We start from the raw sequence: 21,305 nt of genomic DNA on the forward strand, positions 1-21,305 counted from the left end.
TCAGACCATCGAACAGAGATCGTGTGGAGCTAGTTGCCGGCGACGCCGAACCATCGAAGTAGCTGGGTGCATAGCTCCTGCTGATCATCACCCACCCACGCCACGTGGCCATCCGGCCGCAGCAGTAGAGCGGGAACGGTCAGTTCCTCGCTGACGTCGACGATATGGTCGACGCGATCGGTCCAGCCTGACACCGAAAGCCGGCCGGTCTGGTCGAGCAGTAGTCCACGGCCCCGATGCATCAGGCCGTAGAGGTGTCCCCGCTTCAGTTCCACGTCGCGCATCCTCCGGCCGAGCAGGTGGTGCCCCTGGCCGAAGTCGTACCGGACGGAGATCGCGGTGATCTTCTCGATCAAATAGCGGTTCACCTCCTCGAAGTCCATCAACTCAGCGAGCAGCCGGCGCGCGGCCCGGGGCCCCGACTCGAGGGCGATCAGCTCCGTCTGTGCACGGGTATTGTCCAGCACGGTGGCGGCCACCGGGTGCCGCTCGGCGTGGTAGCTGTCCAAAAGCCCGTCCGGCGCCCAGTCGTGCAGCGCGGCGGCGAGTTTCCAACCGAGGTTGAACGCATCCTGGAGGCCGAGGTTGAGGCCCTGCCCGCCCAGCGGGGGGTGGACGTGCGCCGCATCGCCGGCCAGGAATACCCGGCCTACCCGATAGCGTTCAGCGAGCCGGGTGGCGTCACCGAACCGAGACAGCCATCGCGGTGAGTGCACACCGAAGTCGGTGCCGGCAGTGGCCCACAGCTGCTGCTGGAACTCCTCGAAGGTCGGCGGGACCGCACGATCCTCGCTCACCCCGCCGGCAGGCACGACGACACGGTACAGTCCGTCGCCGTCACCGACCGGTCCGACGCCGAACCGCAGCTGCGTCTTGCGGACTTCGGTCATCACTGCGGCGACCTCCTGCGGCGCGGCGGTCAGCTCCATGACGCCCAACAACGTCTCGTATCGGGCGGGTTCGCCGGGGAAGCCGACGCCGGCCAGCTTGCGTACCGTGCTGCGGCCGCCGTCGCAACCGACGAGGTAGCGCGAACGCAGCCGGGTGCCGTCGGCGAGTTCGGCAATTACCGAAACCTCGTCCTGAGACAGACCGACAAGTTCGCTGCCGCGCCGGATATCGGCGCCGGCTTCGGTGGCGTGCTCGGTGAGCAGCCGTTCTGTGCTGGTTTGCGGGATGCCGAGGATGTACCCGTGCGCGGTGTCCATGCGGTCGGGCCACGGCTTGTCGATGCCGGCGAAATAGCCACCCCTCCTGAACTTCTGGCCGTGCGCGAGAAAGCGCTCCAGTAGGCCACGCTGGTCCAACACTTCGATGCTGCGCACGTGCAGTCCGAGCGAACGGACAACCTTCGGTGGCTGTGGTTCTCGCTCCAGCACGACCACGTGCGCACCGTGTAGCCGCAATTCGCCGGCCAGCATCATGCCAGTCGGCCCGCCGCCGACAACGATCACGTCGAACATGAACTCCCCAGTTTCCTCGGTTCCCATTTGAGCCAGCTGCACCGCACACTGTGGCGGCGCACACCCGCGAACGCCTCTGTCGCGAATCCTGATCTCTGCTGGTTCTTGCTTCGGCGGACGATTGTGCGGCACGACCCGGGTCTTGCCGCAAGACCCCCCTTGCGCTATAAGTTGAAGGTGGGGCAGAGCGATGTGTTCTCTGCTGCATTCTGGTGCGGATGAACAATTCCTCATGGATTTTCGCCGTGGCCATCGTCAGGCGGCAGGGCGAGCGGTTTTCGGTGCTGGGGCGGGACAGCGGTTTCTGGCAGAGGTGCCGAAACCTTGGCGAACACGTAGGGGGTGAAATGTCTAGGGGCGGCCCTTTCTCCCCCCACGGCCGGCGCAGGACGAGAGTGATATCGCGAGCCAGACGAAACTGGTCCTAAGGCCCGAGCAGCAGCAAAGTCCACACGTCGGCGCGGCCGGATTTCCACAGCTACGAGCAAATCCAACCGAGCGTCTATCGATCAACACTTCGATCGCCCTGATCGGCCCAGGACGATTGATGGATTGGTCTGAGACGCAGTCGATTCTATGACCGGACCGTTGCCGGCACTCAGGACCCGTGTCCCGATAGCCACGGCGGGAGAATGAAGCTGAGAGAACCTCGCTCTGTCCCACTTGAATTTATAGCGCAAGGGGGGTCTTGCGGCAAGACCCGGGTCGTGCCGCACAATCGTCCGCCGAAGCCAGAACCTGCGGAAGTCAGGATTCGCGACAGAAGTGTGCGCCACAACAGCGTGCGGAGCGGCTGGCTGAAATGGGAACCGAGGAAACTGGGGAGTTCATGTTCGACGTGATCGTTGTCGGCGGCGGGCCGACTGGCATGATGCTGGCCGGCGAATTGCGGCTACACGGTGCGCACGAGGTCGTTCTGGAGCCGCCGCGTTCGCGCTACTTCGTCGGAGGCGACGGCGGCCGCTACACAGAACTTCTCCACCGAACAGGTGGCACATATCCGGGCGATGGTCGCCCGACACCAGCGCGACACAACGGATCGAGAAGAACGAAGGCGGGTGGTACGCGACCGTACACCGGCCGTCGTAGCTGGCTGGTGGCTATGGGGCTGGCCACCGCGGTAGCACTTGCTCTGGGCGGTGGTACCGCGGTCGCGGCCACTGACAGCACCGAAAGTGTCGTCGACGCGCATCAGCGCTCGATCAGTGCGATTCAAGCCGATACGGTGGTGCGGGGCGTGCCTCCATTGGATCGTAATCCGCTGACGCGTCAGTGGTTGCACGATGGGAAGGCGGAGTTCGCTGTGTCCGGTGATACGGCGGACGAGTTCGCCGGCACGATCAAGATCGGGTATCTCATCGGGTATCCGGCGACGATCGGGGGGAAGATCAAAATCGATTACACCACTCCGTCGTTCGGGTTCGATGTCGGCACGACGCAGATTGGGCTCGATTTCAAGGGCAATCTCATTCCGAGTCTTACCGGTGAGATCGAAGTCGGTTTCGGTCCGGGTGTCGTGCAGGTGGAGATTGCCAGTGGACCGATTTCGGGTTCTGAGGGGTATATCAGGATCGTAAATTTTCTGGGTACCGTGACCGGTGTCGTGGGCCCGACGACCGTGCAACCGTATGTCACCGTCGTCAGCGATTCCGGTGACAGTGTGACGACGCTGGGTCGCTTCTGGGACATCTGAGTGCCGTCCTTCGGCGGTGCACACACCGCCGAAGGGAACGGTGTATCGGCGGCTGATCCGTTGATCCGCACTGTGCCCGTACTGCATGGCGGTATGGGCCGATCGGACGGCTACGTGGCATGTGTCCAAGCCTCGATCTTCGACTTGTAACGCCGAAAGCGTTTGTCGCAAAGTTGGACTCGTGGAACAGTGAGGCCACAACCATGCTCCGGCTACCATTCGACTCGAAATCCATACAGCCGCGGCTGCCCGATCACGAGAAGCTACGCAACTCGAATCAGTTGATGATGAGTTTCTTCATAACGTGCACCCGTGTCGAATTCTATGAAGTCCTCGATGGCTGTCCGCAGCCAGGCACAGAACATCGAAAATGATTCACGCGACTCCCAGCCAGGTGATGCGAAACCCTAACTGCGCGGCCTTGTTGCTACAAGTGGACGCGGCCGGGCTCCCGTAGCCGGGGCAGCCGCGTCGCGCGGCAGCGGCCAGGAACCGCAGCAGCACAGGCGTGGTCGCCTCCTCCAGCCCCAGGCCCTCACCCGGCAGCCACCCGCCGAACAGCACGGGGTCGAATCTCTAGGAACGCAACATTTCGTTGACTAGCATGCGCTGCATGGGGAAGGTCATTTTGCACAGCGCAGTCACCGTAAACGCCGCTTACGAGGCGCCGAGTCCGGAGCAGTGGTTGGAGCTCGACAGCGATAGTCGCGATGCGAACCTCGGGCAGCTGACGCTCGCCGACGCGATGCTGCTCGGGCGCAAGACCTACGAGGGCTTGGCGGCCACGTGGCCGAACCTCGGTGGGGTCCCGGGCATGGAGACGTTCGCGAAGCGGATCAACTCGATGCCGAAGTATGTTGCCTCGCGGACACTGTCCGCCCCGTTGGAGTGGAACGCGACGCTGCTCGAGGGCGACCTCACCGAGAGCGTCGCGAAGGTCAAGGAAAACAACACGCTGTGGGTCTCCGGGTGCGGGGAGTTCGCGCAGGAGCTCGCGCAGTGCAGCCTGATCGACGAGTACTGGTTCGGAGTGCACCCGCACGTGTGGCCCACCGGCCCGCGGTTCTTCGACGGCTTCGGGCCGCTGCGGCTCGAGCTGATGTCGTCGACACAGTACAAGTCCGGGGTGGTCGTGCTCCGCTACCGGCCCGCGAACGGCTGAGCGAGCAGCGTGACGGGAGGGACGATCATGGGTGCCGTTGTGTCGGTGGACGGCTGCACTACTCGGCGTGACGGCGAGGTCGGACCGCTCCTCCACTGAAGGCAGCAGCAGCCTGGGACGACCCCTACGACGGACACCCGCCGCGCACCGCCCAGACACCGAAGGACTTCGGAGGGTCGTGTACCCGAAGATCGACGCGGTCGTGACAGGGTCGGTTCCTCTTCGACCAGACCAATGCCCGAGGCGGTGTGCCGGCGGCGGGCGAGCACGCCTTCGTCGTCGCCTACCAGGCACGGACGACCGGATCTCGCGGACACCGCGCGGTTACGTTCGTCACCGACGGTGTCGAGTCGGCGATCCGCCAGGCCCGGATTCGTGGGTGACCGGATCATCGACATGGCCGTCCGCCAGATCGGCGGGCGGGCGCTGCGTCTTGGGCTGGTCCGTCGCATCGGGGCCGACGACGGACCCCTGGCCGGTATCCATCCGGCAGATCCCCACGGGATGGTGAGTTGACCGCACCTGCTCGGCAAGGTAGGTGTCGAGTGCTTCGTTGGTGGTGACTTCCTGTGTCGCCGTTCACCACCCCACCACGGTCGACAAACACCCCAACCCGCCAACTGCGCGGCCACGGTACTAGTCGTGGCGCTTGTCAACTGTCCCGAGGAACTCGACGATGTGGCCGGCCAGTACTTCTCCGGCATCCTCTTGCAGGAAGTGTCCGGCACCACCGACGACTGGGTGTTCGTACCCTTCGGCCCCGCGCATCTCGCGCCGAAAGATCGGTGCCATTCCGCCGGTGACCGGGTCGCCGTCGCTGAATGCCACCAGCATCGGGGCGGGGCTCTCGCGCAGCGTCGCCCAGGCTGCCCGGTTGGCGGCCGCGGCAGGGTCGTCAGGCGAGGTCGGCACCAGGCCCGGCATCGCGCGGGGACCGGCGTTGTAGGAGGAATCGGGGAAGGGGGCGTCGTATGCGGCGCGGACCGCATCGCTCATCGGATGTTGGCAGCCCGACTGCACGAACCGGCCAACATCGATGGTGGGCTGGGTCCTGATGGCCTCACGAAACTGCCACCACACCTCCGGCATAGAGACGTCGCCGGTGGGCAGGCCCGTGTTGGCGACCACCAGGTTGCTGAAACGGCTGGGGTGCTCGGCGGCTAGGCGCAAACCGATCAGTCCGCCCCAGTCCTGACCGACCAGTGTCACGCGAGTCAGGTCGAGCTCGTCGAATACCAGGGTACGCATCCATTCGACGTGCCTGGCGTAGGTGTGGTCTTCCACGCGAGTCGGCTTGTCGGTGCGGCCGAAGCCGACCAGGTCGGGGCAGATGACGCGATGACCTGCGGATGCCAACACCGGAATCATCCGGCGGTACAGGAACGACCAACTCGGTTCACCATGCAGCATCAGCACCGGGTCCGCGTCGGCGGGTCCGTCCTCGACCCATGCCATCCGTAGAGTGCCGCCTTCGCCGTCAGGGATCTCGGCATACCGCGGCGTGTAAGGAAACTCGGGGAGGTCGGAAAAACACTCATCAGGTGTGCGCAAAGTCTTCATGCGCGTTGAACGTATCAGCTTCTTGACCAAACGGTCAACTGGACATATGTTCGGCGGCATGCAAACACGCGAGCGAATTGTGCGGTCTGCAGCCAAGCTATTCATCACCCGCAGTTACCACTCGGTGGGGGTCAGCGATCTGTGTGCCGCCGCGAATGTGCACAAAGGCAGCTTCTACCATTTCTTCTCCTCGAAGGCCGATGTGGCCAAGGCCGTCATCGATCTGCACGCCGGGGAGATGGAGCAGCGGCAGGCCGAGAGCGAAAACCGCGATCCGGCGGTCCGACTGCTGGCTGTCGCGAGCGCGGTGACGCTGGTGCAGACCGGTTTCGAAGAGCAGTTCGGTCGAATCGTGGGTTGCCCGTTCGGCAACCTGGCAGCCGAACTGTCCACCACCGACAAAGCGTTGCGCGAATACGTCGCTGCAGTGCTGGGGCGCTGGGAAGCGAGATTGGCCGATGCCTGCCACGATGCCGCCGAGCACGCTGCCCTCCGTGACGGCATCGAACCCGACCAACTTGCGCATGCGATTCTCGCGCAGATCCAAGGCCTGATCCTGCTGGCGAAGGTTTCCGAGAGACCCGCGGCCGAGATCACAAGTGGATTGGACGCATTCCTCGGACTCGCCTTGCGCCGACCGTGATTCGTCGCTCTCAGGGCTCGAGGCTGCTTGCGGCCAGGCCTCCTGGCCTGCGACTCGATAGCCTTCGTTGCATCTGGCCACACTGGTCGACCAGTCGCGAAGGAGTCGTAATATGACATGGTGATCTCTGCTGTCGTATTCGATGTTGGTGAAACCCTTGTAGATGAATCTCGTGAGTACGGGACGTGGGCGGATTGGCTCGGCGTTCCGCGTCATTCATTCTCTGCTGTATTCGGTGCCGTAATTGCGACAGGAAGCGATTATCGGGAGGCATTTCAGGTCTTTTGCCCTGGGTTCGATCTGGACCACGAGCGGCAAGCCCGCGTCGATGCCGGTCAACCCGAGTGGTTCGGCGAGGGCGATCTGTACCCGGATGTACGCATTGCCCTGAGTAAGTTGCGAGCGATGGGTATCCAGGTCGGCGTGGCGGGGAACCAAACTGCTCGAGCTGGTTCGATACTTCGTGGCCTGGAGCTGCCTACAGATTTCATTGCGACATCCGATGATTGGGGAGTTCAGAAGCCCGATCCTCGGTTTTTCGAGAAGGTTACCGAGTCGGCACGATGCCCAATGGAAGAGATTGTATATGTCGGTGACCGGATCGACAACGACGTGGCACCGGCCAAAGCTGTGGGTATGCGCACAGCGTACGTTCGCCGTGGACCGTGGGGTTTGATTCTCCGCAACAGGCCGGAAGTCGCTGAACTGTCCGACTGGCAAATCAACGACCTCACCGAACTGGCCGAAATTGTTGCCACGGAGAACAACACGCCTGTCAGACCAGTGAATTGACAGTGATGTGCCAGTCGTACAAGCGCGCGTCAAGGGCACGTACTTCAGGCAGAGAGTCCCACTGACGAAGTGTTGTCCGTACCTGCTTGATTCTGTCCAATGCGACTGCATACCAGTTGCTGGCAAGGAGATCGAGCGCATCCTGTAGTAGCGCACACGCCGCCGTTGGATTCTTCTCCTGGACACAAGCCGCGGCGGCGTCAGCAAGATAGATCGACTTCTGCTTGATCTCGCTTTCAGGCAGTTCAGCTATGACTTCTGCCAATGTTTCCCGTGCCTCGCGACTGCATCCAGCGGCAAGCAATGTATTGCCTTTGAATCCGGCAAGACGTGTTGGGGAGAACCAGTCCAACCACGCTGGGGACGGAGCGGCACCAGCGTCGACGTCTGCGTAGGACTCTTCCGCATGGCGGATGAGCGAGAGCGCCTGCCGTGTATTGCCGAACTTGGTCTCAACCTCGGCTTCGACGGCGTCGAGCCAGGCATTGAACTCTGGATTGGCGTCACCACGCCGAGCGAAAGCCCGAGCAGCACGTAGTCGCTCGCGTGCTTCGTCGGTTCGCGTCGGGTCACCGGAAAAGGCGGGCGCGAAAGCCATGTGCGCCAGCGCTGCGGCAGCAAGGAGCGAATCGGCTGCCTCGTGGGCGGCGCGCAACGCTATCACCAGGCTTGCCTGGGACTGCTTCGGCAGTTGCAGGTCGAAGAACTCGAGCCGCCCGGAAAGCAAGCCCGACTCGGATACCGCGCGAGCGAGGATGCTACGCGATGCACCCGACACTTGTGGTATCAGATCGATTCCAAGCCGAGTGTGTTCAGCTACCAGACTATGGAGTCGACTCGCGGGAATCGACCAATACAGATGTCGGTGCGACATCGTGATCGTGGCGAAATCGGTTGCGACAGAATCTGGAAGAAGATTTTCGACCCTACTGGCCACACCCTGGCCGCTCGCGAATCGCTTGTCGGGCAGGCTGGTCTTTTGTGCGCGATGTAGTTGGCTGTCGGACCACGGAGGCGTGAAGCCGAGTTCGACGAGCGGGCGGTGGAACAGTGCCTCGAGTACGGCTGCGTGGTCGGGGTGAGGCCAAGGAGCATCTGCGGACTCCCAGCGACGCACTGTTCGGGGCGAGACTTCGGCTCGCAGACCGATTTCACGGGCGATGTCGGTCAGCCTTGCCGCCAACGCGGTTTGAGAACGGATTCCTAGCGCCTGCCTCGCGGCGCGGAGTGCAGTGTTGCCTGAGCTTGCCACGAGTCCAGTCTACGTCCTATCAGGTCTATTTTTGACCTTCATATGGCCGACGATATGGCCTATACCAGGACAGCCTTATGCGGGAACCTCTGCTGGAGAGCAATTTCCGACATCACAGAGGAGTTTCGATGGGGCTCGAGCTACAGGCTCCCGGAGTCACGGAGGACCTGGTCATAGTCACGAGAACGCCATCGCTTGTCGCCATCGACACCAAGGCGACATCGAACCGGATTGTCGTCCGAGAGATCGTCTGGTGACGGCGCCGGAAGCGGACATTGGGGCCCTGGCCCGGCTGGCTGCGGCGCTACGGAACATGCCAGACGACGACCCCACTGACGCACCGGAGGAGCCTGTCGGTTGGCTGCAACACGACGACGGCACGTGGCGACCGGTATACGCGGATGGCCTTGTAGGCCAAGAGTTCTCGTGGACTCAGATGATCGCTGCAACTACGCAGGACGTCGATGTCTTCCCCGGATCCTCGAATGAGGACAGCCGAAAGCCTCGGCGAGTAATGCGGTGCCGGAATTTCATCCTCGACAGCGATAGGTGACGAACATATGTGGTCACACAAGCCCCCCGAAGGAAGACTCGGTGTCCCTGAAGCGCACCGAGCGATGCAACAGCACCGTGAATGCATGTCCACCGAATGTCCGCTCAAAGCACACGCGCGGCAGGTACTGATCGAAGAAGGCCGGATGCGACCCGACGCATCGCGAGAGTACTGAAGCGGCTGTTGTGGATAGCCCGCGTCGATGACGACGCGGGCTCTACCTACCGTCTCGGATGTTCCGGGTGCAACAGGTGGAGCCTCGGATGCTCGTCATCGAGTGGGTCGGCGGCCATGGCGAAGTCGTGCGACCCAGAACACGACGACAGTCGCCAACACTGGCATGCCGCCGCTTGGGGGTTTCGCTGTCTATACCCGGACCTCATCGTGCTCGGCGACGAACTCGAGTAGCCGAGGTATGACCTTCTGCGGGAGTGCCCATAGCAATTCATGTCCGACATTCGGGTAGACCTCGACCTCGGCTGCAGGAGCATGCTCGCGAAGCCGCCCGCACTCCAATCCCGGGGTCATTGACCACCGTAGCTCCGCATCATGCCGTGCTCGAATCACCCCTACCAAAGTGCCGTTGGCGATCGTGCCACCAGGTACACGAGGAGCGCAGCGAAGATCGTGTCACCGCGGCTTCACGCGGGACGACTCCGCAGCACCGGTGATATTGCGCGCCATTCCACCGAAGATGACCGCGTGGAACGGCGCAATCGCCTTCCAGTACAGGTGGCCTACCAATCCGTGCGGTTCGAACACCGCACACTGACGGTAGGTGGCACCCGCCTCACGCGGCTCGACCGAAAGCTCGAGCCAGGCCCGCCCCGGCACTCGCATCTCGGCACGCAGCCGCAGCATCGTGGGTCGCTCGATGTGTTCGACCCGCCACCAATCCAACGCCTCTCCCACATGCAGCCGGTACGGATCGCGGCGCCCACGACGCAGACCCACCCCACCGGCGAGCCGGTCGATCCACCCGCGCAGCGACCAGGCCAGCGGGAAGGAGTACCACCCGTGCTCGCCGCCGATCGACTCGATCACCTGCCACAATGCCGCAGGATCGGCATCGGTGTGACGTACCCGGACATCCCGATACAGCGAACCACCCGACCACGCCGGATCGGTGGGCAACGGATCCGACGGCACACCCGGTAGATCGGCGTCCGACCATCTGGTCGGCACATCCAGATCGCGAATCTTCTGTAGCGCCAGCGTCACCGCACGCTGGTAGTCGGTCAACCCTCCTGGCGGGTCCGGGATGAGCGTGGCGATCGCATGGTCGTGGCAGACCACATCATTGATCAGCGACTCCATCAATGGCACGGCGATCGCGCGGGGCACCGGCGTCACCAGGTCGATCCACTGCGCCGACAGCCACGGGGTGAGCACCGGAATCGGCATGATGACCCGACGCGGCAACTGCGCCACCCTGGCGTAGCCTCGCATCATCTGCAGGTAGGTCAGGACGTCCGGGCCACCGATGTCGAAAGCGCCGCCGACGCCGCCCGGCAGTGTCGCAGCCTCGGTCAGGTAGTACAGCACATCGCGCACCGCGATCGGTTGGATCTGGTTGCGCACCCACCGGGGTGTCACCATCACCGGCAACCGCTCGGTCAGGTAGCGCAGCATCTCGAAGCCGGTCGATCCGGAGCCGATGATGACCGCGGCCTGCAACACCAGGGCAGGCACCGATCCGGCGCGCAGGATCTCGCCGACCTCGGCGCGGGAGGCCAAGTGCCGCGACATTCGCTGCTCGCGCGGAATGATGCCGCCCAGATAGACGATCCTGGTCATCCCGGCCCGTGCCGCCTCGGCGGCGACCAGCGACGCCGCGGCCCGGTCCACTGTGTCGAAATCGGCGCGCGTTAGCGAATGCACCAGGTAGTACAGCACGTCACCACCGGCCAACGCGGCACGCATCGCGGCAGCGGACGTCACATCCCCCGCCACTACCTCTACGCGGTCACGCCAGGGCGCCCCGGCAAGCTTGCCGGGGGTGCGGACCGGCACCCGCACCGAATGCCCTGCCCGCAACAGTTCAGGTACCAGACGTCCACCGATGTAGCCGGTCGCTCCCAACACCACACAGCGCACAAAGACTGCCTTTCGATTGGCTTCCCCTCGGTGATGACCACAAACCGGGGCGTCAAACGTGGTGCCGCGTTCTGTTCGACATATCCGACCTCATGCCAGACGGGGTCGTCGTGCCCGGACCTCTGCCATGCGCCAGCACGTCCAGCAGATGCCAGCCGCTGTCGTCGCCGACGCTCTGGGCTATCCGCTGTGAGGACCGTGTCCGCGCCGCGAAGGCCACCGGCCTACGCAACCTGCCGTTCCATGATTTCGACGCCAACCGCGTCTGGCTCGCCGTCGTCGCCCTCGCCATGGACCTGACCGTCTGGATGCAGACCCTGGCCCTGCACGACCATCAGGCACGCCGCTGGGAACCGAAGACCCTGCGCCTGCGACTGTTCTCGATCCCCGCCCGCCTGGCCCGCCACGCCCGCCGCGTCCACCTCCGCCTATCAGCCCACAACCCGTGGACCACCCTCACCATCAACGCCCTGACCCGGCTCGCGGCCCCCTGACCAGCACGAAACCGCTCCAACAACCATCGAAAGGACCACCACCGGACCCGTGGAACCGGCAGCCACCCGCTGACACGGACGGTCAACCACACCCACCAGCCCGGCTACGATCCGAAACCCCAATCCGAACCCGACTACACCGGGCCATAGGCCCGGCGAAAGATCGAGGCTAGAGATAGGCTAGACTGCGGGCGACTCAGGCTGGACAGGTTCGGGTTTCATCTCTGCCAGCCAGCCCTTCTGGACCCCGTACACAGCGTATACACACTCTTCGCACACTACGATGTTGGCGTGGCCGGCACCGTAGATGAAGCCCTTCTTGGATCCGACAAACCGTTTGCATTCGAAGCAATCGGCCCCGTAGATGTTGCGCTGCATTCGTTTCCCCTTATCGATGTGAGTCGGGCGACCTGCGGCCGCCGTGCGTTGATGCGTATGAATCAATCGGTGTTCAGGCCAGCCAGATGACCCAGCCGATGGTGAGGACGAAACACAGCACGACCAACGCGATGCATGTGGTCGTCATTTTCTGGGTTGTACGTGTGAGTCGTTCGATCGCGGCGGCCTTCTTCTTTTGGTCCTCTTCGGCCCGGGAGTTCTTCGCCAGTAGTTTCTTGGCCGCGGTGGTGACCCGGTCGTTCTCGGCAACAGCTCGTTCAATCGATTCCTTCTGGTCGGCGATCGTGCCAGCTCGCTCACCAAGGGTTCTGACCTGGCAAATGATCGTCTGCGCTTGTTCGTCGATCGTGTCAGCGTGACTGCGGATGGTCGCCTGTGCGGTGCGGAGGTCCGTTCGGAGTTGGTCGCGTTCGGTGAGGGCGTCGGCGAGTTGCCCTTTCTTCATTGCGATTTCGTGGGCTTGGTCTTTGGTGTGTTGTTCCCAATCGGTCACGGTTGCCCATCCTGCGGTTGTCGCGGTGCTGTATGCCCACGCGAGTTCGTCGGTGCTGCTGTTGGTCCAGTCCCGTAGAAAACGATCGAGCGGCCAGCACGCCACGGCCATCCGTGTCCTTGGCACCCGCCGCGCGGGCTGGTGGCAGAGGACTCCGGTGTGGAGTTCGTACCCGTCGCGGGTGACGGGGCGGAAGTCGCTGACGCCGACGGCAGGCAGCTTCTCGACCCAGTTGCAGTGGCGGGTCAGCCAGACGACGCGGTCGCAGCCGGCCGCGCGCAGTCCTTCGGTGCGTTCGCGGGCGGTGTCGAAGTCGAGGTGGCTCCATTGCACCTCGATGGCGTAGGCGATTCCGTTCTTGGTACCGTAGACATCGGGGAATTGGTCACCGATGTGGGGCTCGACCCTGGCGGATAGCCCGTAGTGTTCGAGCCGGTCGCGGGTCCAGTACTTGAGCCGGGCGTGGTCGAAGGTTTCCGACCCCTTCCCGCCGCCCGGGATCTGACCGGCCGGCGTCCGTTTACCGTGCCGGAAGAAGGGATTTCCGGCGCGCGAGTGGTATGCCTCCACCTTGTAGCCGCAGAGCAGGCAGCGAAGTCCTCGTTTTGCTTCCCAGTCGTCGAACATACCGTCGTCGTGGACGTCGACGAGCACGCCGTAGGGTCCCAATGCCGAGGTCATTTCACTGCCTGGACACACCAGCCCGCCCGACGCCACCAAGCTCGACCCCCTGCGGCCTAACGAAACACATTTCATCCGAAGGTAACTCGAGCCGCTGACAAATTGGCTCCGTTCGATCTTGATGGGCAGCGAAAAGGCTACGTATAGTTGCCCTCTGGCGCAGGTGTACGAAAGGCTGGCTGCAGATACCGCACAGGATCGGGCCGGCATCGATCGTCTTCTTGTGTGCCCGTACTCGTCTTACCGGGTTGCAACTGCACACCAGCGTACTGCCGCTGTGCGGCACCTTCTCCTTTCCCTCGCAGTCTTCGCCTTCGCCGTCCTTGGTGAACAGGTCGTGTTCGGACCGGCGGTGCGCCACGATCGCCGCGGTCAAGGTTGCGATCCCGCCGGCGTATTGCTCGGCTGTGGGTTCGGCCAGTGTGGTGGTCGACCAGCCGATGCGAGGTCGCGCTCGACGTGCAATCCGAATTCGTTGGCGAGGTCATGGAACTTCCCGTCGTGGTAGGCGCCGCCGCGGCTGGTCTCGGAGACTACGCGCGTGCGCGCAGCGCCGTGCGCGGCCTCGTGCAACAACGTGGCGAAACTTTGGTCGAGCAACTCGAGGAAAAGAGATTGGTCTCGGGCCTGAGCATCGTCTGCAGGCCGAACTCCAGCCCCTGGCCAATGCCTCGCGCACAACACCAGACGGAAGTTGGCGCCTGTCGACTGGGCTGGCAGCCGCTCGCGCGGAGCAGTTCTGGCCCGTCATCTCGACGCTCTGTTCGATGCCGTGATGCGTGTCTGGAGTTCAACAGCCAGCTCGGCGGATTGCCATGTAGTGGTCCCTGCCGACCTGCTGTAACCGGTGATCAACCTAGCACCCCGGGTGCGTGTCTTCCCTGAAATTCTGTGGCCAATTTGGGGCCACACGTCGTAAGCGCATCCGCACGGTCGGCACTTTCGTCGCGCCGTCCGCGGAGAGACTTCGCGTCTGACGTGCGCACATGGCTACCCTAGCGAGCTGGGGGTCAAGTGGTCGCAGGCCCTGCTGGGCGACGAGCGCGAGACCGGAGAATCACCGCTTGAGCATGTGATCCGCGAAATCAAAGAGAATCGGCGTGATGCTGGTCACCGACGAGGTTGAGCACCAAGTTGCGCTGGTTCAGAGAGGCCGGTGTTGCATGTGGCGCCCGGTATATGCGGATGGCCTTGTAGGCCAAGAATTTTCGTGGGATCAAATGATCGCTGCAACTACACAGGACGTCGATGTCTTCCCCGGATCCTCGACTGAGGACAGCCGAAAGCCTTGGCGAGTATTGCGGTGCCGGGAATTTCGTCCTCGACAGCGATAGGTAACGAACATATGTGGTCACAGGCCCGACGCATCGCGAGAGTACTGAAGCGGCTGTTGCGGGTAGCCCGCGTCGATGACGATGCGGGCTCTACCGACCCTCTCGGACCTTCCGGGTGCAACAGATGGAGCCTCGAGTGTGTCGTGGTGGGCGGCGAGGTAGCAGGCGCGCAGCAGGCGCCGGTCGTAGTGGCGCCGTCGTTTGAGGTTGCCGTGGATGCGGCCGGACTCCTTGGGCACCGGAGCCAAAGCAGCAACGCCGGCGAAGCAGTCGGGGCAGTCGAAGATGGCCAGGTCCCCGCCGATGGCTGCGAGGTCGAACACCCACCAAGAAAGGTAGGGAAACTGTGCCTGCTGGTGATGATCGGGGTCCGCGCCGACGGCCGCAAGGATCAGGTCGCGCTCACCGACGGATACCGTGTTCCTCCGGCTGCGAGAGCATGCTCGCGAAGGCGCCGCACTCCGATCCCAGGGTCATTGACGACCGTAGCTACGCCGAACAGCACCAGCGTCGGCGCGTTGATCGCAGCGAGTTGTTCGTCGGAGAACGGTTTCGGCTTCGCTTCAGACCCAGTTCATATGATTGGCGGAGCAACCGAGTGCGTTAGCGATGACAAATGCTGAGGCCAAGGCGGGCCAGCGGCGGTTGAGTTTCGGTCATCACGATTCAACCTCAGTGGTCATCGCACTCAAGATCGCCAATTGCTCGCAATAGTGTTCCGCAGAAGTCGCTGCAATCGAACACGTGATGGCGGTCGCGCCCAGGTCCCGCAGGCGGTCCAACTGCCGTTGGGTGTGCCCTCGGTCACTCATCGGGTCGATTCGAGCGGTAGGCAACACGATTTCGAAGCCAGGACCGCAATGAACAAGGCCGAGGAGCCGAGTGATCTCGTTGCCGCTCAGGCCGAATGGCATCCAGCCATCGGCGTATTCGCGAGCTCGCCGCAATGACCTCGCCGTCCGGCCACCGACCCATATCGGCACATGCGGCTGCACCGCGCACGGATCGACGACGACTGAGTCGAAGCGGTAGTAGTCGCCTTGGTAGCCAGGATTTGGGGTCGACAGTGATGCGCGCAGCGCGCGCAGCGCGTCGTCGCCACGATCGCCGCGGTCAGTCCACGACGCGCCGAGCAGATCGAACTCGGACCGCAGAGACCCGATACCGACACCGAGCACGAGCCGTCCGTTACTGACCCGATCGAGCGTTCCGTATCGTTTCGCAATCCCAAGCGGGTGGTGATAGCCCAGGACGATCACCGACGTAGCCAAACGGATGCGTGTAGTTCGCGCGGCAAGAAATGCCAACGTAGCGAGAGGATCCCAGTAGGTGGAGCCGCGCTCGGCTGCAACGTCGGCGTCGATCGCAACGTGTTCGGAACACGTCAGGTAGTCGAATCCCAATCCGTCAGCGGCTTCGGCGATGCGCGTGATGTCGCTGATGCCGGCCTCTCGCTCCCATGCCGAGGCTACTCCGGGGACTACGGTGACAACTGGGGTAGAGATACCGATCCGCACGGGCAAATTGTCGCATCGATGCTGCCCAAGCGACTGGCAAGGACTGAGCTGTGTTGTGGCGGATTGGTGCTCGCTGAACCAACCGAGCTCGATGTAGGCAGTCGCGATTTCTACGACAGCGCCTGTCGAACTCCGGAGACAACCGAGACCGTCACATTGCCCCGCTTGTGTCCGGTCTCGACATATCGGTGCGCCTCGACAATGTCGTCGATCGGGTAATTGCGATCGACAATGATGCGTAGCTGCCCACTTTCGATGAGTTCTTTGAGGAACGCCAGGGACGCACGCTTTTCGACCGACATCCCAGGGCGAACCGTGCGTCCGCCCCGCAGCACTGTCCACCCGGCGATAGGCCAGTTCCACAGTCCTTTCGTCGGGAGATAGCACCCGGTGGGTGTCAATGCTCGCCTGCACTTTCGATAGGTGGAGGCCGTCACAGTATCGAAAACGACATCGTAGGTGTTGCGGCGAGTGGTGAAGTCGTCCACGGTGTAGTCGATCACATGGTCGGCGCCCAGTTCCGTGACCAGTTCGGCGTTCCTGCTACTGCACACCGCGGTGACTTCGGCGCCGAAAAGTTTCGCGAGCTGCAGCGCATAGGTGCCTATACTGCCGGACGCACCGTTGATCAAGACATGGTGTCCTTTACCGACATCGGCGCGTTCGCGCAGGAAATACAATGCCGTCGACGCGCCATCCACCGCCGCGGCGGCGTCCTCGTAGGTGATGTCGACCGGCTTGTGTTCCAGAGAAGCCGATTCGGGCATACATTTGTACTCCGCACACGCCCCGACACCGATGCCGGTGAAGCCGAACACCTGATCACCCGGCGCGAACCGACGCACGGACGCACCGACCGTGACAACCTCTCCGGCCAGTTCCAGTCCTGGTGTGCGTACTTTCTTGCGAGGGCGGGTCACCCCGAGAACACTGCGGCCCCACAGGGGACGACCTCGCCGCATCAGGATCTCGGCTGCGGTCACGGTCGTGGCGTGTACTTTGATCAGAACTTCGTCGGCGCGGGGGGTAGGAGGCTCGACGTCTACGATCGTGAGGACCTCCGGCGGCCCGAAACTGTTGTGCACTACGGCCTTCACTGCGGCTCCTTCTCGGCTACGATGCGAACGCCGGTCCCGCCCAGCTCAGTGCTGCGCTGGGAGAGTGCATGTCCGACTCCGACGAAGCGCGTTGCATGGCAGCATGTTATGCGATCGTCGGTATGCTGATGGCGTGATTACGCTCAGGAAAGAAGATGGCGCAGCAGACCTCGCGGGTATCTCCGAACTGCACGTTGGAGCGAGTTGGGACCCATCCTCGGGGACGAGCGGTGGCGCACTCGGTTGGGCGCGTCGCAAGCGCGGTGTAGACCTGGATCTGGTCGCCATCCTCATGCAGGGGGGTGAACCCGTGCGCTTCGCGGGTCTGGATTCATTGGACCCGTTGGGCAACGGCTCGGTCGTACACACCGGCGATGAGCAGACCGGCGCCGCCTCCGGTGACGACGAGACCGTTCACGTCAAGTTCGCCAATGTCCCGCCGGTGATCGACGCCATCGTCTTCGTGGCTGCTGCGTTCAAGAAGGGCAGCTCGTTCGAGAAGGCGAACAACATCTCCTTCAGAATCTACGATGCTTCGGGCGGAACTACTCAGCAGGTTGCCGATATCTGGCCCTCACTTCTGGGCACCGACAACGCCAATGCCGTCGCCCGCGCATTCCGCAATGGTGACCAGTGGCAGTTGGAGGTCCTCAATCGCCAGGGCAAAGTCAAGCAAGGCGATATGCAGGCGCTTCTACGTTTCACGCTGCAACAGTAGACAGAATCGATCCCCTGCCGCCACGCGTGCGGCAGGGGTTTTCTTTCGCTGAACGCGCACGAACCGAGAACTGTGGTCGGTTCACCGACCTACATTCGAGCGTCCGCGGTTGCCTGCTGCCGCAGGGCCGCGGAAATCCGCCGCCCGATAATGCCTTGCTGTGGGGCGAACAAGTACACCGCGGCGAAAACGACGCCCTGGACAACGACGACCATACCGCCAGGTGCTGTGTCGAGGTAATAGCTTACATACAGGCCCGTTACGGCGCAGGTCACCGAAACTGCAGGGGCTATGACCAGCATTCGGCCGAAGCGATCGGTGAGCAGATAGGCCGTTGCGCCCGGAATGATCAGCATGGCCACCACCAGGACGACGCCAACTGCCTGCAGCGCAACCACAGCCGTCAACGCGAGCAGACCCAGCAGCGCTGTGCCCAGTAGTTTCGGGTTGAGACCGATCGCATGCGCATGGGTGGGATCGAAGGCATACAACGTGAAGTCGCGGCGTTTGAGTAGCAGCGCGGCCAGGGTGATCGCCGCGAGAATCACGATCTGCACCAGTTCGGCACGGCTGACACCGAGCAGGTTGCCGAACACGATGTGGTTGAGGTCGGTCTGGCTGGGTGTCACCGAGACGAGGACCAATCCGAAGGCGAACAACGTCGTGAACACGATCCCGATGGCCGCGTCCTCTTTGATCCGGCTGGTATCGCGAACGACGCCGATCAAAGCGACCGCGAGGAAACCGAACACGATTGCACCCACCGCGAACGGAAGGCCGACGATATAGGCCAGCACCACGCCGGGCAGAACCGCATGGGAGACCGCATCACCCATCAACGACCATCCGATCAGCACCAGCCAACACGACAGCACCGCGCACACTGCGGCTGCGGTCACAGTGGTGGCGAGTGCGCGCACCATGAATTCGTATTGCAGCGGATCGGTGAAGATTTCGGTCAAGTTCATTCGTCTGTCTCGCCTCCGACCGGGCTATACCCGGTTCATCACATCCAAGCCGAACGCCTTGGCAAGGTTCTCCGGAAGTAGCACTTCCTCCGGGTCGCCGTGCGCGAGTACCGTACGCATCAGAAGCACCGCTTCATCGGCAAGGCCGGGCAGCGCGTGCAGATCATGCGTCGACACCAGAATTGTGGCGCCGTTTGCGGCGAGATCCCGCAACAAGTGGGTGATCGTGGCCTCCGACCGCTTGTCGACGCCGGCGAACGGCTCGTCGAGCAGGAGGATGGTCGCGCCCTGGGCCAGGCCGCGCGCCACGAAAGCACGTTTCTTCTGCCCACCGGACAGCTGCCCGATCTGCCGGTCGGCGAGATCGGCCAATTCGACGCGGTCCAGTGCGTGCTCGACGGCTTCGCGATCGATTCGGCGTGCACGGCGAGTGAACCCCAGATGACCGTAGCGGCCGGTCATCACCACGTCCCGCACCGAGAGCGGAAAGCTCCAGTCGACATCCTCGCTCTGTGGCACGTAGCCGAGAATGCCGGCCCGTCGGGCCGCAACCGGCGCCTTGCCTTCGATGTGCACGGTGCCGCGGTCGGGATGCACCAGGCCCATGACGGTTTTGAACAGGGTCGACTTGCCGGAGCCATTCATGCCGATCAGGCCACAGACCCGGCCGCGACCCAGGGTGAAGTCCACCCCATCGAGCGCGAGTACATCGCGATAGCGAACCGTGACACCGCGCACCTCGATTGCCGGCGCACTCATGAGCGACGTCCGGTCAGTGCGGAGCCGATCGTATGCGCGTCGTGGCGGATCAATTCCAAATAGGTCGGCACCGGACCATCGGCCTCCGAGAGGGAATCCACGTACAGGACCCCCCCGAACTCTGCATCGGTGGCTTCGACCACACGCTGCATCGGCGCGTCCGACACCGTGGACTCGCAGAACACCGCAGGTACTCGATGCTCGCGGACGAAGTCGATGGCGGATGCGATCTGCTGCGGGGTGGCTTGCTGTTCGGCATTGACCGCCCAGATGTACTTCTCGGTCAGGCCTGCATCTCGAGCCAGATAGGAGAACGCGCCTTCGCACGTCACCAAGGCGCGCTCGTTCGGTGGTAGTTCGTTCAAGGTGGCGACGAGTTCGTCCCGCACCGCACCGAGCTCGGTCTTGTACCGGTCGCCGTTGGCGCGAAAATCGTCGGCGTGCTCAGGGGCGAGATCGCTGAAGGCGCGCACCATGTTGTCGACATAGATCTGTGCGTTGCGGGGCGACATCCACGCGTGCGGGTTCGGCATGCCCACGTAGGCGTCTTCGCTGATCCCAATAGGTGTGATGCCTTCGCTCACCACGACATGAGGCACCCGGACGTCGGAAACGAACTGGGCGAACCATGCTTCCAGATTCAGGCCGTTGTCCACGATGAGATCGGCCCTCGTGGCCTTCTTGATGTCGCCGGGAGTCGGCTCGTATCCATGGATCTCGGCGCCCACCTTGGTGATCGACTCGACCACGAGATGATCGCCTGCCACATTCCGCGCCATATCGGCCAGCACCGTGAAGGTGGTCAGTACGACGAGCCGATCGCCGCCGCCGCTGGCGTTTCCTTGGCACGCGGTCAGCGCAAAGACCAAGGCACTCACGGCGACTGCCCCGGCCATCCGACGCGGACGCCGGGTGAACAAACGGTGGAGCCGAACCCTCATACCTTGAGACGATAATATTCGCCTTCCCTAACTTTCAAGTTCGCGCTGGTGAATTAATGATCACATGGAGTCCAGCATCGTATCTGGTCGGCCGGGGCTCGTCAGCGCCCCCGATTGCCCTCACCCCCTGCTTGTGACACTGTGATCCGCACAGCGGCGCCATCCGCGCACAAGGCACGAGAGCCTTGCCACCGACGCAGGATCGAAGGACAACTGTATGGAAATCCTCGAACACGCAGGCATGACCGTGATGGGTGTGGAGGTCGTCGCCCGCTGGGAGGATCTCGCTGTCGAAGTTCCCCAGGCCTGGGCTCGCCTGTTCGCTGCTGTGCAGCAGATGCCGGGCCGTACGCCGGAGCAATTCGTCGATGTATCACTCGAGGTCGACGATGGACGGTACCGGCAGGTCGTGGGAGTGATCGTGGATCGTGCCGAACCGTGCCCTGCCGCGTTCCGGGTCGTTCACATCCCGGCGCAGCGCTTGCTGTTCCATCGACATGTCGGCCCGGTCACCGAAATCGCGAGCAGCTTCGGCGCCATGCTGGAGTGGGCGGGGCGTGAAGGTCTCGGCCCCACCGACTTCAAACTCGACATCGGCTACACCCCGACAGGTGCGGAAGAATCCCACGACCTGTATGTCGGACTCGAACCCGCGCCGATCCCGGTTCAGTGACGTAGGTGATCTCCGG

Annotated in this window: 19 protein-coding genes and 2 pseudogenes; 8 read left to right on the forward strand and 13 right to left on the reverse strand. The window is 63.1% G+C overall.

The window, feature by feature from the left end:
- Positions 1–29 precede the first annotated feature (29 nt).
- Positions 30–1,463: a rifampin monooxygenase gene (gene rox / locus K940_RS0106520; RefSeq protein ID WP_028476874.1), complete on the reverse strand. Its 1,434-nt coding sequence runs from the start codon at positions 1,461–1,463 to the stop codon at positions 30–32.
- An 802-nt stretch (positions 1,464–2,265) separates the two neighbouring features.
- Here rox and K940_RS0106525 point away from each other — a divergent pair.
- The 3 genes from K940_RS0106525 to K940_RS32225 all read left to right on the forward strand — a co-directional run bounded on the left by K940_RS0106525 (position 2,266) and on the right by K940_RS32225 (position 4,834).
- The gene (locus K940_RS0106525) at positions 2,266–3,156 is read left to right on the forward strand and encodes an MspA family porin (RefSeq protein ID WP_155980765.1); all 891 of its coding nucleotides are present in this window, start codon (positions 2,266–2,268) and stop codon (positions 3,154–3,156) included.
- A gap of 613 nt (positions 3,157–3,769) precedes the next feature.
- On the forward strand, positions 3,770–4,318 hold the full coding sequence (locus K940_RS0106545; protein WP_028476878.1) for a dihydrofolate reductase family protein: 549 nt from the start codon (positions 3,770–3,772) through the stop codon (positions 4,316–4,318).
- Positions 4,319–4,693: 375 nt separating this feature from the next.
- Complete coding sequence (locus K940_RS32225; RefSeq protein WP_155980766.1) at positions 4,694–4,834, forward strand: hypothetical protein; 141 nt, start codon at positions 4,694–4,696, stop codon at positions 4,832–4,834.
- A gap of 120 nt (positions 4,835–4,954) precedes the next feature.
- Here the strand turns inward: K940_RS32225 and K940_RS0106560 are convergent, their stop codons facing one another.
- On the reverse strand, positions 4,955–5,878 hold the full coding sequence (locus K940_RS0106560; RefSeq protein WP_028476879.1) for a haloalkane dehalogenase: 924 nt from the start codon (positions 5,876–5,878) through the stop codon (positions 4,955–4,957).
- A 58-nt stretch (positions 5,879–5,936) separates the two neighbouring features.
- Here K940_RS0106560 and K940_RS0106565 point away from each other — a divergent pair, with 58 nt between their 5' ends.
- Together K940_RS0106565 and K940_RS27180 are read left to right on the forward strand one after the other, a co-directional pair.
- Positions 5,937–6,521 carry a TetR/AcrR family transcriptional regulator gene (locus K940_RS0106565; RefSeq protein ID WP_196812118.1) on the forward strand — a complete coding sequence of 195 codons (585 nt, stop codon included), beginning with the start codon at positions 5,937–5,939 and terminating at the stop codon, positions 6,519–6,521.
- 117 nt (positions 6,522–6,638) lie between these two features.
- Positions 6,639–7,313, forward strand: a complete 675-nt coding sequence (locus K940_RS27180) for an HAD family hydrolase (protein WP_036527726.1) — start codon at positions 6,639–6,641, stop codon at positions 7,311–7,313.
- On the opposite strand, the gene K940_RS0106580 is transcribed toward K940_RS27180, so the two are convergent.
- From K940_RS0106580 to K940_RS0106605, 3 genes are all read right to left on the reverse strand, one after another.
- Entirely contained in the window at positions 7,297–8,091 is a 795-nt protein-coding gene (locus K940_RS0106580; protein WP_155980768.1) for a transcriptional regulator, read from the reverse strand. The two genes, K940_RS27180 and K940_RS0106580, sit on opposite strands and share 17 nt — an antisense overlap.
- Before the next feature lie 1,393 nt (positions 8,092–9,484).
- Positions 9,485–9,646, reverse strand: coding sequence for an alpha/beta fold hydrolase (locus tag K940_RS32230; RefSeq protein WP_155980769.1), 162 nt, complete (start codon positions 9,644–9,646; stop codon positions 9,485–9,487).
- Positions 9,647–9,748: 102 nt separating this feature from the next.
- On the reverse strand, positions 9,749–11,206 hold the full coding sequence (locus K940_RS0106605) for an SDR family oxidoreductase (RefSeq protein WP_369797475.1): 1,458 nt from the start codon (positions 11,204–11,206) through the stop codon (positions 9,749–9,751).
- A gap of 194 nt (positions 11,207–11,400) precedes the next feature.
- Between K940_RS0106605 and K940_RS0106610 the strand changes: the two are divergent.
- Positions 11,401–11,709, forward strand: a pseudogene (locus K940_RS0106610) (transposase); the annotation flags it as partial.
- Between the two features lie 451 nt (positions 11,710–12,160).
- On the opposite strand, the gene K940_RS0106620 reads toward K940_RS0106610, so the two are convergent.
- The 5 genes and pseudogenes from K940_RS0106620 to K940_RS0106640 all read right to left on the reverse strand — a co-directional run bounded on the left by K940_RS0106620 (position 12,161) and on the right by K940_RS0106640 (position 17,230).
- Entirely contained in the window at positions 12,161–13,282 is a 1,122-nt protein-coding gene (locus tag K940_RS0106620; protein WP_028476888.1) for a hypothetical protein, read from the reverse strand.
- Positions 13,283–13,654: 372 nt separating this feature from the next.
- Positions 13,655–13,882, reverse strand: a complete 228-nt coding sequence (locus K940_RS32865) for a hypothetical protein (protein WP_028476889.1) — start codon at positions 13,880–13,882, stop codon at positions 13,655–13,657.
- 883 nt (positions 13,883–14,765) lie between these two features.
- Positions 14,766–14,930 (reverse strand): annotated as a pseudogene (locus K940_RS31480) (transposase); the annotation flags it as partial.
- 345 nt (positions 14,931–15,275) lie between these two features.
- A complete protein-coding gene (locus K940_RS0106635; RefSeq protein ID WP_028476891.1) occupies positions 15,276–16,133 on the reverse strand; it encodes an LLM class F420-dependent oxidoreductase in 858 nt (285 codons plus the stop codon).
- A 110-nt stretch (positions 16,134–16,243) separates the two neighbouring features.
- The gene (locus K940_RS0106640; RefSeq protein WP_028476892.1) at positions 16,244–17,230 is read right to left on the reverse strand and encodes an NAD(P)-dependent alcohol dehydrogenase; all 987 of its coding nucleotides are present in this window, start codon (positions 17,228–17,230) and stop codon (positions 16,244–16,246) included.
- 133 nt (positions 17,231–17,363) lie between these two features.
- Between K940_RS0106640 and K940_RS0106645 the strand changes: the two genes are divergently transcribed.
- A complete protein-coding gene (locus K940_RS0106645; RefSeq protein WP_028476893.1) occupies positions 17,364–17,948 on the forward strand; it encodes a TerD family protein in 585 nt (194 codons plus the stop codon).
- A gap of 89 nt (positions 17,949–18,037) precedes the next feature.
- On the opposite strand, the gene K940_RS0106650 is transcribed toward K940_RS0106645, so the two are convergent.
- Genes K940_RS0106650 through K940_RS0106660 form a run of 3 tightly spaced genes read right to left on the reverse strand, consistent with a single transcriptional unit; the run spans position 18,038 to position 20,616 of the window.
- Positions 18,038–18,916 carry a metal ABC transporter permease gene (locus K940_RS0106650; RefSeq protein ID WP_028476894.1) on the reverse strand — a complete coding sequence of 293 codons (879 nt, stop codon included), beginning with the start codon at positions 18,914–18,916 and terminating at the stop codon, positions 18,038–18,040.
- 24 nt (positions 18,917–18,940) lie between these two features.
- A complete protein-coding gene (locus K940_RS0106655) occupies positions 18,941–19,675 on the reverse strand; it encodes a metal ABC transporter ATP-binding protein (protein ID WP_028476895.1) in 735 nt (244 codons plus the stop codon).
- Entirely contained in the window at positions 19,672–20,616 is a 945-nt protein-coding gene (locus tag K940_RS0106660) for a metal ABC transporter substrate-binding protein (protein ID WP_028476896.1), read from the reverse strand. Before K940_RS0106660 ends, K940_RS0106655 begins: the two co-directional genes overlap by 4 nt.
- A gap of 217 nt (positions 20,617–20,833) precedes the next feature.
- Here K940_RS0106660 and K940_RS30675 point away from each other — a divergent pair, with 217 nt between their 5' ends.
- The gene (locus K940_RS30675; RefSeq protein ID WP_051406943.1) at positions 20,834–21,289 is read left to right on the forward strand and encodes a GyrI-like domain-containing protein; all 456 of its coding nucleotides are present in this window, start codon (positions 20,834–20,836) and stop codon (positions 21,287–21,289) included.
- Positions 21,290–21,305: the final 16 nt, after the last annotated feature.

Origin of the sequence: Nocardia sp. CNY236, assembly GCF_000482385.1 — a bacterium.
GTDB lineage: Bacteria > Actinomycetota > Actinomycetes > Mycobacteriales > Mycobacteriaceae > Nocardia.